The following is a 12,798-nucleotide window of genomic DNA, read 5'->3' as shown; positions in this document are numbered from 1 at the left end:
TTGCCCAGCACGGCCCACCGCCGCCTGAGTCCCTTCCAAGCTCGCCATACAACCAGCGATCAAGACCGCTGACCGCTCGCTGCGAGCAATTCCTTCAAAATCGTTGCCGGGTCGGCCCGCTGTTGTTTGCGGTAGTTGCCGACATGGCGAACGAACAGTGTCGCGCGCGTCACCAGGCTCTTTCCGAGCACTGGCTTGCGATCCAACTCTTCCTTGATTCGTTGAAACTGCGCCTGGATCACCGCGTCGGTGTAGCGCGTGCCGGTGGCCAGGTTGTCGATGTAGATCGCCACCGCGCCGTCGAGCGCGCTGCGGCCATTGTCGATGGCCGTGGCAAACAGCTGCGCGCTGGCCGCGTCCTTGTTGTCCAGAGCCTGCTGACGACTCTTCTGCAAGTTCATCAGGCGGATGTTGTAGTTGCTGATGGTCTCGGCCACCAGCGCGGCCGATTGAATCAGGTTGCCCGCCGCCTCTTCGCGTTGCTGGGCGATCAGCGAAACGTTGCGCTTGAGTTCTTCGTTGACCAGGCCCAGTTCGGCTTGCAGCTTGGGATCGACGCTGGCAGCGATGATGCTGTCCAGGCGCTTGGTCGGGTCCTGGGCGTCGTCGATGGCGTCGGTCAGCGAGGCCAGGCGGCCTTCTTTCTGCCACTGCGCGAACAGCTCCTTGTAGCGCGAACGCGGCGCGGACAACGCCCCAATCGCCACGCGAAAACCGGTGGTCTCGTTGCTCTGCTCGGTGCCGTCGGCGGCGAACAGCGGGTATTCGCGGCGCATGCCAGTGAACAGCGTGCCCTCGCCTTCCAGGTAGTTGCCGCCCTTGACCACAAAGCCGCCGTAGGTGCCCTGACGGCGCCCGGCGTGCACCAGTTGGAACGATTCCTGGACCATTTCCGCCGCATTGCCGATCACATCGAACATGCCGATCGGGTTGGGCAATTTGGTGCCGATGGGCATCAGGCGTGCCGCCTGGCCGGTACCACCGGCGACTTGGTTGAACACCGCGTAATCACCCAGCGGCCCGTCGCTTTCACTGCCTTCGACACGGCGCGGAAACAGCCGCCCTTCGAGGTCCTGACGGCTCACTGCCTGGCCACCGCGCGCGGCGAATTCCCATTCCACTTCGGTGGGCAAGCGCACAAAACCGAGGCCACCGTCTTCGGCCGAAGACCCACGACCACTGACCGGCAGCAAGTCGCGGTGGTATTTCATCAACCAGGCGCTGTACACCGCCGAGAAGCGCTCGGCTTCAAAGCGCGAGAGTTTCACCTTGGGCAAGCGTGCAGCCATGCCGGTCGGCGCATCGCAGGCTGGCGCCGGCTCGCCACTGGCGAGCGACTGTGCCTGGGACATCACTTGGGCATACTGGCGCGCGGTGACTTCGTACTTGCCGATGAAGTACAGCATCGGCTTGAGCGGGGTTTTGGCGTCGGTCTTCGGCATCAAGGGCGCAATGACTGCGTTCCAGTCCTTGGGCAAATCCTTGAGCGTGAACTGGCCGTTGATAAAGTCGCGCCGGTAGCCGGAGATAAACGACTGCTGATAACCCGCCTCACCCTCGGCAAAGGGGTAACCGAGGCTGATCTCGCGGTCATCCAGGGTGCCCTGGGCCAGCACATAGGCGTAGCGGAACACCATGTTGCCTTCGCACGGCAGCGGCAGACTCACGTCATCGGGCAACGGTTTGGGGTTGTCGAGTTTGTCGCTCGCCTCATCCGCCCACGCCATTGAAGCCAAGCTCAGCGCCATCGCGGCGCCCAGTAACTTATACATCTCTGATTCCTTCAGAAGCCTGGATACACGCAACTCGCCAACCGCCACAAGCCGCCGCCACGGCGCTGACGCCGAGGACTGCAGCCAGGGCCAGGGCGTAATGAGGCGCCAACAGGTGACTGGCGTATTCGCCCGGCACCTGCACGAATAATTTGTTCAAACCCGCCTCGGCCAGGCCATACAACCCGGCACTGAGCACGGCGGCAAACCCTGCGCTGTACAGCGCCTGCAGCACCACAAACAACAACAGCCCGGCAGTGGAAAACCCCAGCAGGCGCAACACCGACAATTCCCGACGCTTGCGCGCCACGGCGGCCAACACGCCGGCGAAGATCGCCGCAAATGCGCCCGCCAAGGCCAACCCGGCGATGATCCAGAACACGATCGACAGGTTGCGGCTCAACGACTGCACCTGGGCGATGGCGTTCGCCTGGGTCGACACCAACAGGTTCTGCCCGGCGAAAAACACCCGCAACCGCTCCACATCGGCGAGGTTGCGGGCATACAGACGAAACGCCGGATAAACCCGCTGCTCATTCACACCGACCGCGTCACCGTCCCAACTCAACGCCGGCACCGCGCGGCCGTCGCGGTAATCTTCCGCCGCTTCCAGCAGGCGCAAATCGGCAAACAAACCGTCCCGCGCAAACGCTTCCAGCGGCAGCACCGCCAGCACCTGCAACCGCGTGCGCTGGGCTTCGACGCGCCCTGCCACTTGCCGCGCAAAGCTGGTCTCCAGCCAATCGCCAGGCCGCGCCGCGAGTTTTTCCGCGGCGGTGTGGCTCAGCACGATCTGGTCCAGGCCCCGAGGCATCGGCAACCCCACGAGCAGCGGATCACCCGCTGCAGTCGGCAGCATTTCCAGGGTCAGCGTGCCCACCTGCGCGGTCGCCGCAATCTGGCGGGTACGCGGCACGGCAAAGGCCACATCGCGACGCTGGGCAAGTTGCTCGATAAACGCTGCGTTGAATCGACCGCCGCCCAACGGAATAATTTCACGGTTTGCGGGGTCGGTCTCCAGGCGTTCGGTCAAACTGCTAACCAGTCCAAATTTCAGGCCGAATAACACCAGCAACGGCGCGATCACGGCCACCAATGCCAGCACCGAACAGGCCGACAGCCAGGCGTCGTTGCGGTAATCCTGCCAGGCCAGGGACGCCACCAGACCGATGCGCATCAGCACGCCTCCCCGAGGGTGGCCGTGACGCCGCCGTCGGTGTCACGGCGGCAACTGATGCGCCGCACCTGCAAACCACTGGCGCGGGCCAGCGGCTCGTCATGGGTGGCGATCACGCACGCCGCGCGATGTTCGCGGGCCTGGGCCAGCAGCGCCTGCATCACGCGTTCGGCGTTCAGCGGGTCAAGCGACGCCGTCGGCTCATCCGCCAGCACCAGTTGCGGCGCGTGAGCCAGTGCACGGGCGCAGCTCACGCGTTGGCGTTGGCCCACCGACAGCGCAGCCGGTTTCTTGCCCAACTGATCGCTGATCTCCAACTGCTCGGCCAAACGCGCGATGCTGCCGTCGTCCTTGAGCCCCAGCAGTTGCCGGGACAAGGCGATATTGCTGCGCACATCGAGAAAACTCAGCAGGCCACCGGTTTGCAGCACATAGCCCAAGTGCGTGCTGCGCAGCGCGGCCAACGTCGACTGCTGATCGGCGCGCCACAGAGCGCCGACATCGACCTGATCAAATTCAAACCGGCCAACCTGATCCGGCGCCAACACCAGCGCCAGCACGTCGAGCAAGGTGCTTTTGCCACAGCCGCTCGGCCCGACAATTGCCAACTGCTCACCCGCGCGCAGCGCCAGCGCCGGAATCACCAGGCTGTAGCGCTGGCTGCCAACGCCGCGGCTTTTGTGCACTGCGCTCAGGTTCAGCATCACGGCAGCGTCGACAAGGGCACGCGGTACAACGCATCGCCCGGCTCGGCATCGCCGAAACGGACCCAGTTGGCCACGTCATTGTGAAAGGTTTCGTAGAGGCGGATTTTCGAATCCAGCTCGTCGATAAAGTCTTCCTGCTCGGCCACGCTCAACGACAACCACAAATCCTGGGTCATGTTCAGCGACTTGCTGCGGTACGGCAGCCCTTCCAGGTATTCGCCGAGGATGCCGCCGTCGGCCAGGTTGCCGCCCTTGCGCAGCGCCTGTGGGTCGCGGCTCATGTAGGCGGAGGCACTGGCGATTTCCTGGAAGAAATCCTTGGGCGAGGTCTGGGTCTTGCGCGCCGCATCGACGATCAGTTTCAGCGACTGCTGCAGGTCGTTGAGCTGCAATTTGGTCAGCATCACGCACACCTGGAACGCCGGCAGCGCCGGGTTGGTCAGGTCGCGGTCGGCGGTCCAGGCGCTGACCAGTTGCGGCGCCTGGCTGGCGGTTTTGCGGCCAAGGAAATCCATGTGCATGGCGTAGCCGACGGCCGCGGACTTGTCGGCCAAGGTCGGCGCGGCGCTCAGCAGCGGCACCGGTTGCGGCGTATTGCTGCGCACCTGGTGCACGAGGTTGGCGAACACGCTGCCGATCTCATCGACACGCTCACCCAGCTTGCGCACATCACCACCCGGCACTGGCGTGTAGAGGTCGCCGATCTGCGGGTTGGCGTCGGCGGTGAGCACGCGGTACTGGGTTTCGGCACCGGCATGGGTTTTCTTGCCGGCGTCGGTGCGCAGGTGCAGGGCGTAGATCTTGATCTGCTTGCCCAGCGCGGCCTGGCGCACCTCGGCTTCGTTCATCTGGGTGGCGGCAAACGGGTCGTTCTTGCGCAGTGCGCCAGCGTCGGTGACCAGCAGGATGATGCGCCCACCGTAGCCGGACCAATCCATGCCATCCACGGCCTGCATCACCCCGGCAAACGCGTCTTCGTTGAACGAGTGGCTGGACACGGTGGAGGCTTTGACCTGCCGCGCCATGTCGAGAAAGCGCTGCGGGTCGCGGCCCTGATCAAGGCTGATCAGCGTCTTGGCGACGTACTCAAGCCCTGGGGTTTTCTTGATGCTGTTGCGAAAACCCACCAGCCCGAAGCTGACGCTGTCCAGCTCACCGCGCTCGGCGATACGGGTTTGCAGCTCGTGCACCACGTCGCGGACTTGGTCGATGTAAGGCTGCATCGACACTGTGGTGTCGACCACCAGCACCACGGCGGTGCGGAAGGCGTCGGCGTTGGTGTTGATCGCTCGGGCGGCCGGCTTGGCGGCCGCGCTGCTGCCGGGGTCGATAGAGGCCACATTGAGCAACTGCACCGGCTGGCCGTTTTCGTCGAAGCTCTCTTTGGAGTCGAAAATCGGCAGCAGGTAGAACTGGTCCTGCGGCACCGCGCTGGCGGTCGGCTCCAGCGCCAACACCTGTTGATTGTCTTCGCTGTTCTTCTGCGCCATGGCCAGAACGCCTTTGGCGGCCGCAGGGTCGGCCAGCAGTTTTTCCACCTCGCTGGATTGGCGCAGGAACATCACCGGCGCCCGGCCCGAGCGCTCGGTGAATTTGAGCACCAGGCTTTGCTTCCAGTCGCTGACCTGTGCGGCCGGCAACCAGCCGTCGCTGCGCCCATCGGTGGCGGCGCCGACGCGCAGCCACGGGCTGCCATCGACGTCTTTGCGCTGGTAAACGTAGAGTACGGAAAACGCCGGCAGCCCCTCGTCGGAAGCACCACCGGCATCGTGGGACAGCTTGGCGCCCGGCTTGCTCAGCACCCGCTGGAAAAGGGTCTTCTTGCCCGCCATCAGCAAGGGGCGCTGGCCGCCGTCCGCATCGGCCACAGCCGTTTTTACTTCAGGGGGCGCGGGCGTTTTCGGCACCACCGCAGCGGGCGGCGCCGCTGGCGTATCGCCGCGGCTCAACCACCAGTAGCTCGCGCCACCGATGGCAAGCGCGACAGCTACTGCGACTGCAGCCAAGGCCAGCACCGGCCCACGGCGCTGCTCGGACACGTTGCTGTGTTGGGTCGGCGTCACCACCGGTTGGCGCACCGGCTGCGGCTGGGGTTTGTCGGTCGGAATGTCGATAGACACCGGCGTCATGCCCGCCAGGTCGAAGCTCAGCGGAATCGGCAACGGCCGCACCAGCGTGGCTTCCGGCGAGTCGGCCGGCAGTTGGTCCAGCGCGCGCAGCAACGCCGCCGCGTCCGGGAAACGCTCCGCCGGGTCCTTGGCCAACAGCTTGCGCAACACCTCCTGATAACGGCCATGGTGCACCGGCAATTCCGGCAGCGGTTCGGTCAGGTGCGCCAGCGCCGTGGACAGTGCATCGGTGCCGCTGTAAGGCAACTCGCCGACGAGGATTTCATAGAGCACCACGCCGAGTGCGTAGAGGTCAGCGCGGCCATCAATCTCCTGGCCCCGCGCCTGCTCCGGGCTCATATAGCTCGGCGTGCCCACGGCAAACCCGGCTTGAGTGAACTGGGTACGGTCATCCAGAGACTTGGCGATGCCGAAGTCCGACAGCACGGCGGTGCCGTCAGCGCGGAACAGAATGTTCGCCGGCTTGACGTCACGGTGCACCAGGCCCTGGGCATGCGCATAGCCCAGCGCCGAGGCGATCTGGCGGATCAACGTCACGCCCTGCTCCGGTGTCAGGCCGGCGGCAATGCGCTCTTTGAGCGTGCCGTTGGGCAGGTATTCCATGGCCATGTAATACAGCTCACCGACGTTGCCGATGTCATGGATGGTCACCGTGTGCGGGTGCGACAGGCGCGCCAGGGTCTTGCCCTCGCGCAGGAAACGCTCGCAAAAACTTGGGTCCGCCGCCAGCGCCGCCGCCATCACTTTCAACGCCACCTTGCGCTCCAGCGAACGCTGGGTCGCCAGGTACACGCTGGCCATGGCGCCTTCGCCGATCTCGCCTTCGATGTCATAACCCGGAATCACGATGTTCATGGCGAAACCTTCACGACAATGGCGGTGATGTTGTCCGGCGCGCCCCGGTTGAGGCCCAGGTGCACCAGGCTGCGCACGATTTCATCCGGCGCGTCATGGCCCAGCACTTCGCGGATTTCATGATCCTCGACGGTCTTGTTCAGGCCGTCGCTGCACAGCAGGTAGCTGTCACCGGGCGCAATCAGCAGGTCGACCACCGCCACCTCCAACTGCGCCTCCACGCCGATCGCGCGGGTGACGATATTGGCGCGAGGGTGCACACGGGCATCGGCTTCGCTGAGCAAGCCGCTGTCTTGCAGGTCCTGCACGTAGCTGTGGTCGCGGGAAATGCCTTCCAACACGCCCTCGCGCAAGCGGTACAGGCGGCTGTCGCCGGCCCACAAACACACGCCGCGCAAGCCGCGTGCGGCCAGGACCACCACGGTGCTGCCCATCATGGTCACGCCACGGTTGGCGGTTTCTTCGCGCACGGTTGCGTTGATGCGGATCAGGTCATTGCGCAGGGCCGCCGAATATTCGTCGAGGGAACGCCCCACCGGCACAGCACGCAGGCTGTCGACGATCAGGCTGCTGACGTAGTCGCCCGCCGCGTGCCCGCCCATGCCGTCGGCCACCACCCACAGACGGTTTTCCGGCAGGTCCAGGCAGGCGTCTTCATTGACCTGACGGACCATGCCCACATGGCTTTTGCTCGCGGATTTGAACGTCGCCCCCATCTACACCACACCTTCTTGTCCGAGCAAAAACTGCGCAAAATCGCCGGCGGCAGGCAAACCCTGACACCGCAATAAACCTGGGGAAATTACCTGCGAGCCACGCCCCCACCACAGGCTCGCGCCCTCGCAGGCCTGTTCGGCGAGCGCGGTCATGCGGCTATGGGGCACGGTGGCGGCAACGCGTTGCAGGCCGGCAAAGCGGCTGTCCACGGCGCGTTGCTCACTGGCCGGGATGCCGAGTTTGTCGATGCCATCGTTGAAGCCTTCAAAGGTCGCGCCGGCATCCAGTGTGCTGAGCAGCAGCTCTTCGGCCTGCTCAAACCAGGTGTCCGGCCCGCCCACCAGGGATGCGGGGTTGGTGTCGTGATCGAGCAACGCCACCACCGCCAACGGAAAATACCGGCCGACCCGGTCAATGCTCGGCATGACCACACCCGCTGCCGCGTCCGGCCCGCACACACCCGGCGCAAGCACAAAGCGCCACAACGGGCTGACCAGGTACACATTGAGCCAGTCGCCGCCCAGGCTGTTCTGGCTGGCCAGCAGACCTGCCGCCAGCCAGCTGTCCCACGGGCCGATAAAACTCTGGGGCAAGGCGCGGCTGACAAAGTCACCGCGGCTGGCCAACTTGCCGTAGAAGCCCAGCGTCGTCATAACCGCTCCGGCAGGCTGAAGCCACTGAGTACGCGGCTCTTGAACGGGTTGAAGGCGCTGTTGGCGCGCAGCTCGTAGGCGATGCTCGCCCCGTCCACCCGCAGGCGCAGGTTGAAACGGTCCGGCGAGTTGCCGGCGGTGAGGTCCGACTGTTCCAGCAAGCGGAACCAGGCCCACGGGCCGTCCAGGGTCACGCCCGAACGGCCACTGGCCGACGGCGGCATGATCGAAATACGCACCACGCCGATGCTGCCGGGGTTCGGCCATTGCATGGCAACAGGGCGGCTTGGGCCGTGGTCGTAGCTCAATTGCTGGCCATCCAGATCAAGCAGGAACTGGGTGATGGTCGGGTCCATCGACACCGGTTTAAGTTCGAAACGCACAATGGGCTGCGTACCACCGGCGCGAAAAAACGCATCACGAATCGCCGCCGCACGCTGGAACGTCTGCAATACGCCTGGCGCAATCCCGAGCTTTTGCGCGGCGCCCGGCTGCCAGCGCCAGGTCTGCGCGGAGGTGTCCACGTAAGGCTGCAGGTACTTACGGAAATAGTTGTCCATCACCCCGCCCACGCCGAAGAACTGGCCGAAGTCATCCAGCGTGGCGTCGCGAGCGCTGCCCGGCGACATCGGATAGCGCCCGGCCAGCGACTGGCGGTACACGTTGACCACTTCGCTGACCCACGCCGCGTTCAGTTGGTTACGCACGCCGCCCATCATGCTGTTGGTGGTGGAGTTGACCACCGACTTGACCATGCCCTGTACCAGCGGCGGCTGGCGTTCGGCATTCAGGCTGACCCGCGTGGCCGCAGCCGCCGCCTGGTTCTTGGCCTCACCAAGCAAGGCGTCGCCACTGGCGCCGACCATGGCACTGACCTGCACGTACAGCGCATTCATGTCTGCCAATAGGCCGTCGATGGCGGCGGGTTCGCCTTCATTCTTGCTGACGATGCTGTTGAGCTCGGCAAAGTGCGCGGTCACCGGATCGTCTGCCGCTTGCGGTGCGTTGGCGGTCGGTTGTTCCTGGCCGAGCAGGCTGCCGAGGCGCTCCTTGAGCTTGTCGACGCCGCCTTCCACCGGCACGCCTTTGGCGGCCAATTGGCGCTCTTCGGCTTGCAGGTCGGTTTCCTTGGACACGGCCACCAGCAGTTTTTTCAGCGGCGAGGTCGGGCCGGAAATCACCCGCAGTACATCGGCCGCCTGGGCCACGCTGGTGATCGGCACGAAGTCGATGTCGGCGAGCAAGGCGTCCCATTGGCGCTGGTAGTCCTGGAAGTACAAGCGACGCACGTCGGCAGCGAGGCTGACCACGTTCTGCTGGTCGGCCTGTTCACGGCCCAGCACCCATTGCTCTTCGGCGAGGGTGCCGGTCTGGTTCAGGCTGCTTAGCAAGAACGCCTGGCGATACCCTTTGGCGGTGAAGAACCCACTCAGCGGCTCACCCAGCGGCTTGCCGCTTTTGCGGCTGAACACCAGCGCAGCATCGCGGCCTGCGGCTTCGTTGATGCGAAAGTCCGGGATGCCGTCGGGCAGCTTCTGGCGCTTGACCCGGTCATAGACGCGCTGGGCCACCGGCAGTTGTTGCAGCTGGCGACGCAGGTCGTCGATCAGCCGTGGGTCCAGGCGCGCGTTTGGCGGATGGCGTTCGAACAACGCCTGCAAGTGCTCGGTCAGCGCCTGACGCTGGTCGGTCGGCAGGTCGCGCGGCAGGTTGCGGTCCCAATCGAGAGCGATCCAGGCCTTGATGAAGTCCGGGTCGTAATGCTCGGCATCGGCGAGCATCAGGTAGGCCTTGAGGCCTTCGTACAGGAAATCGGAATTGCCGCCACCGTGCAGTTGTTCTTCGATGCGCGTCACCAGGCGAGGCGCAAACACGGCGATCAACAGCTTGCGGTAGACGCTGGCAGATTCGGCTTCGAGCATGTCGCCCTGGTACAGGCCCAGCCCTTCGGACCAGCTTGGCGAATCACCCGCGAGGCTCTTCACCGCATTGAGCAACGGCAGTACGGCGAGCACTTCGCGCTGCGCCGGGCTGAGGTTCTGTACAGCCTGGCCCAACGGCGCGACCTTCTGATCCACCTGGGCGATATACGCCTGGTTGGCGCGATAACTCACCCACCACAAACCACTGACCACCACCACCAAGGCGACGGTGGCTGCCAGCACGCCGCGTGCGATCCACTTGCGTCGACGCTCGACCTTCGGGTTCACACCCACCAGCCCGCGCTCGGCGAAGGCCACGGCGGTGAAGAGTTTCTCGATGAAGTAGCTGCGCCCGGTGCCGCTCTGGCGCGCCAGGTGCTGGCGGTCCAGGTTCATGCTTTGGGCCATGGCGCCGATCAGGCGATCAATCGGGCTGCCTTCCTGGGTGCCGCTGGTGAAGTACACGCCGCGCAGCAGCACGCGCTCTTCAAAGGCATTGGGTTTGAACACGCCTTCGAGGAAGCTTTGCAGGCAATCTTTCAAGGCGCCGAACTGCTGCGGGAAGCCGTAGATCAGGTCGCGCCGCGCCGGGTCGCGCTCCTGTTGCAGGCGCTCCACCAACCGTTCGTTGAGGCGCTGCTCAAGGCCGGCGAACTCGCTTTGCAGCGTCGCCAACGGGCTGTCGCTGTGCTTGCCGTCATCGAGCGCAAAGGTCATGCCCCACACCTGGGCGCGCTCTTCCTTGCTCAGGTTGTCGAAGAACTCCATGAAGCCCGGCACCAGGTCGAGCTTGGTCAGCATCAGGTAAATCGGGAAACGCACGCCCAACTGGGTGTACAGCTCCTGGATACGCAAGCGAATCGCCGCCGCATGGGCGGCCCGTTCGGCGTCCGTGCCAAGCAGCAGATCCGAGAGGCTGATGGCGATAAACGCGCCATCAATCGGGCGGCGCGAGCGCTGCTTTTTCAGCAGGTCGAGAAAGCCTAGCCATGCCGCCTTGTCCACCGTCGAGTTGCTGTCCTGGGTGGTGTAGCGGCCCGCGGTGTCGAGCAAAACGGCTTGGTCGGTAAACCACCAATCGCAGTTGCGCGTGCCACCGACGCCCCGCACCGCACCCGCGCCCAATTGCGCAGCCAGTGGAAAATGCAGGCCCGAATTGACCAGCGCCGTGGTCTTGCCCGACCCCGGTGGGCCGATGATCACGTACCACGGCAGCTCGTAGAGGTTGCGGCGTTCATCGCCACCGAGCTTGGCCTTTTTCAGCAGCGCCAGGGCCTCGTCCATGCGCTGGCGCAGGGTGCTGAGTTCTTCGGCGGTGGCGACACTGTTGGGGTCGGCCGGGGTTTCCGCGGCCAGGCTGCGCATCACTTCGGCGGCCTGGCGGCGGGCCTGGATAATGCGGAACACGCGATACGCAATCCACACCGCAAACACCAGAATGATCAGCGCCCAGCGCCGCCCTTCTGGCACCAGCACATCGAGCAGCGGCCCCACAAACCAGATGATCAGGCTCAGGGCAATCAGGCCCAGCACGGGAATCACCCAGCGAATCATGAAACTGAAAAACGCCTTCACTCGACGCCCTCCGCCAATACGGTGATTTCAACCCGACGATTGCGGGCACGGCCTTCTGCGGTGGCGTTGGTGGCCACAGGCTCGGTGTCACTTCTGCCTTCGGCGCTGAAGCGGTCTGCCTGGCCGGTCTTGGCTGCCAGGATCTCCAGCACCGACTTGGCGCGGGCTTCGGACAGCGCCCAGTTGGACGGGAAGCGCAGCGTGGCAATCGGGCGGTTATCGCTGTGCCCGGTGACGCGCACCTGGCCCTTGACCTTGCGGATGGCGTCGGCGATGCGCAGCATCAGCGGCTGATAGTCATCGACGATGCTGGAGCTGGCCGAGGCGAACAGCTCATCGCCCCGGATCGTCACCACCGAGCGGTCGACCTTGTCTTCCACCGCCACGCGGCCCGCCTTGATGTCTTCCACCAGGAAACCGGCCAAGCGCGGCCGCTCGATGACTTTGGGCTGCGCCACCGGACGGTCGATGGCCTGCACCGGGATCTCGCCCAGGGCATGAATGTTCTTGAACACCGGCTCGGCATCCGACGCCAGTTTCATGCGCAAGCCGAACAGCAAGGCCAGCAGCAGCGCCAGGCCGATGGCCACGGCGATCCACGGCGGCATGAATTGCGCCAGGCGATCACGCGCCACGGTCACGCCGCGCCAGTGCGGCGACAGCTCGCGCTCGTGCTCGCCACGCGCACTGCGAATGGCGGCGGCGGTGCGTTCACGCAAGGCTTCAAGCTGGCTGCGACCGTCGTTCATCACGCGGTAACGGCCCTCGAAACCCAGGCACATGCACAGGTACAACAGCTCCAGCAGGTACAGGCGCTCGCGCGGGCTTTGCAGGCAGTGGTCGAGCAACTGAAAGACTTTTTCACCGCCCCAGGCTTCGTTGTGCACCGTGATCAGCAGGCTCTGCTTGCCCCAGTCGCTGGTGCTGCCCCACGGCGTACTGAGCACCGCTTCATCGAGTGCGGTGCACAGCGCGTAACGCGCCAGCAGCACTTCATTGCGCGCCACGCCAGCGGCTTCGGCGCGCTCTTCGAACTGGCGCAGGTAACCCAGCAACTGCGCACGCAGGCTGGCCGGTGCCGGGTGCGCGATGGTGTTGCGCAGGCGCGTCAACAGCGCCAACAGTGGGCCGGCGGCGCTTTCCAGCGGGTTGAGGCCCTGGCTTTTGCCGGTCAGGATCGGCGCGGCCGGCACCGACAGCGGCGCCGGCTCTGCACGCGCAGGTTCCGGCGCACGGCCACCCGGGCGCGGCATGAACTGGGTGCGGTCATCATCATTGGGATGCATCGCGG

8 protein-coding genes are annotated in these 12,798 nt (G+C 65.0%); all 8 read right to left on the bottom strand.

Translation table 11 applies throughout. The features are described from left to right. Positions 1–59 precede the first annotated feature (59 nt). Genes ACM530_RS10595 through ACM530_RS10560 form a run of 8 tightly spaced genes read right to left on the bottom strand, consistent with a single transcriptional unit; the run spans position 60 to position 12,793 of the window. The gene (locus tag ACM530_RS10595; protein ID WP_242199564.1) at positions 60–1,772 is read right to left on the bottom strand and encodes a formylglycine-generating enzyme family protein; all 1,713 of its coding nucleotides are present in this window, start codon (positions 1,770–1,772) and stop codon (positions 60–62) included. After that, a complete protein-coding gene (locus tag ACM530_RS10590) occupies positions 1,765–2,949 on the bottom strand; it encodes an ABC transporter permease (protein WP_416364741.1) in 1,185 nt (394 codons plus the stop codon). Before ACM530_RS10590 ends, ACM530_RS10595 begins: the two co-directional genes overlap by 8 nt. Beyond that, entirely contained in the window at positions 2,949–3,653 is a 705-nt protein-coding gene (locus ACM530_RS10585; RefSeq protein WP_416365086.1) for an ABC transporter ATP-binding protein, read from the bottom strand. Before ACM530_RS10585 ends, ACM530_RS10590 begins: the two co-directional genes overlap by 1 nt. Further along, entirely contained in the window at positions 3,653–6,640 is a 2,988-nt protein-coding gene (locus ACM530_RS10580) for a serine/threonine-protein kinase (RefSeq protein WP_416364740.1), read from the bottom strand. Before ACM530_RS10580 ends, ACM530_RS10585 begins: the two co-directional genes overlap by 1 nt. After that, positions 6,637–7,356, bottom strand: a complete 720-nt coding sequence (locus tag ACM530_RS10575) for a PP2C family protein-serine/threonine phosphatase (RefSeq protein ID WP_416364739.1) — start codon at positions 7,354–7,356, stop codon at positions 6,637–6,639. Before ACM530_RS10575 ends, ACM530_RS10580 begins: the two co-directional genes overlap by 4 nt. Beyond that, entirely contained in the window at positions 7,357–8,010 is a 654-nt protein-coding gene (gene tagF / locus ACM530_RS10570) for a type VI secretion system-associated protein TagF (RefSeq protein ID WP_262207243.1), read from the bottom strand. It abuts the gene before it with no gap. After that, the gene (tssM, locus tag ACM530_RS10565) at positions 8,007–11,507 is read right to left on the bottom strand and encodes a type VI secretion system membrane subunit TssM (protein ID WP_416364738.1); all 3,501 of its coding nucleotides are present in this window, start codon (positions 11,505–11,507) and stop codon (positions 8,007–8,009) included. Before tssM ends, tagF begins: the two co-directional genes overlap by 4 nt. After that, positions 11,504–12,793 (bottom strand): DotU family type VI secretion system protein, encoded by a 1,290-nt coding sequence (locus tag ACM530_RS10560; protein WP_145158185.1) that lies wholly within the window; start codon positions 12,791–12,793, stop codon positions 11,504–11,506. The genes tssM and ACM530_RS10560 overlap by 4 nt, the downstream gene beginning before the upstream one ends. Between the last annotated feature and the right edge of the window lie 5 nt (positions 12,794–12,798).

The sequence above is a fragment of the Pseudomonas sp. NFX183 genome, assembly GCF_047943075.1.
In the GTDB taxonomy this organism is placed as follows: domain Bacteria; phylum Pseudomonadota; class Gammaproteobacteria; order Pseudomonadales; family Pseudomonadaceae; genus Aquipseudomonas.
This window is presented reverse-complemented; position numbering and strand designations above follow the sequence as displayed.

Excerpts from the sequence above, each read along its gene's own strand:
- ACM530_RS10595 (WP_242199564.1), bottom strand. The coding sequence starts at position 1,772 with ATGTATAAGTTACTGGGCGCCGCGATGGCGCTGAGCTTGGCTTCAATG.
- ACM530_RS10590 (WP_416364741.1), bottom strand. The coding sequence starts at position 2,949 with ATGCGCATCGGTCTGGTGGCGTCCCTGGCCTGGCAGGATTACCGCAAC.
- ACM530_RS10585 (WP_416365086.1), bottom strand. The coding sequence starts at position 3,653 with ATGCTGAACCTGAGCGCAGTGCACAAAAGCCGCGGCGTTGGCAGCCAG.
- ACM530_RS10580 (WP_416364740.1), bottom strand. The coding sequence starts at position 6,640 with ATGAACATCGTGATTCCGGGTTATGACATCGAAGGCGAGATCGGCGAA.
- ACM530_RS10575 (WP_416364739.1), bottom strand. The coding sequence starts at position 7,356 with ATGGGGGCGACGTTCAAATCCGCGAGCAAAAGCCATGTGGGCATGGTC.
- tagF (WP_262207243.1), bottom strand. The coding sequence starts at position 8,010 with ATGACGACGCTGGGCTTCTACGGCAAGTTGGCCAGCCGCGGTGACTTT.
- ACM530_RS10560 (WP_145158185.1), bottom strand. The coding sequence starts at position 12,793 with ATGCATCCCAATGATGATGACCGCACCCAGTTCATGCCGCGCCCGGGT.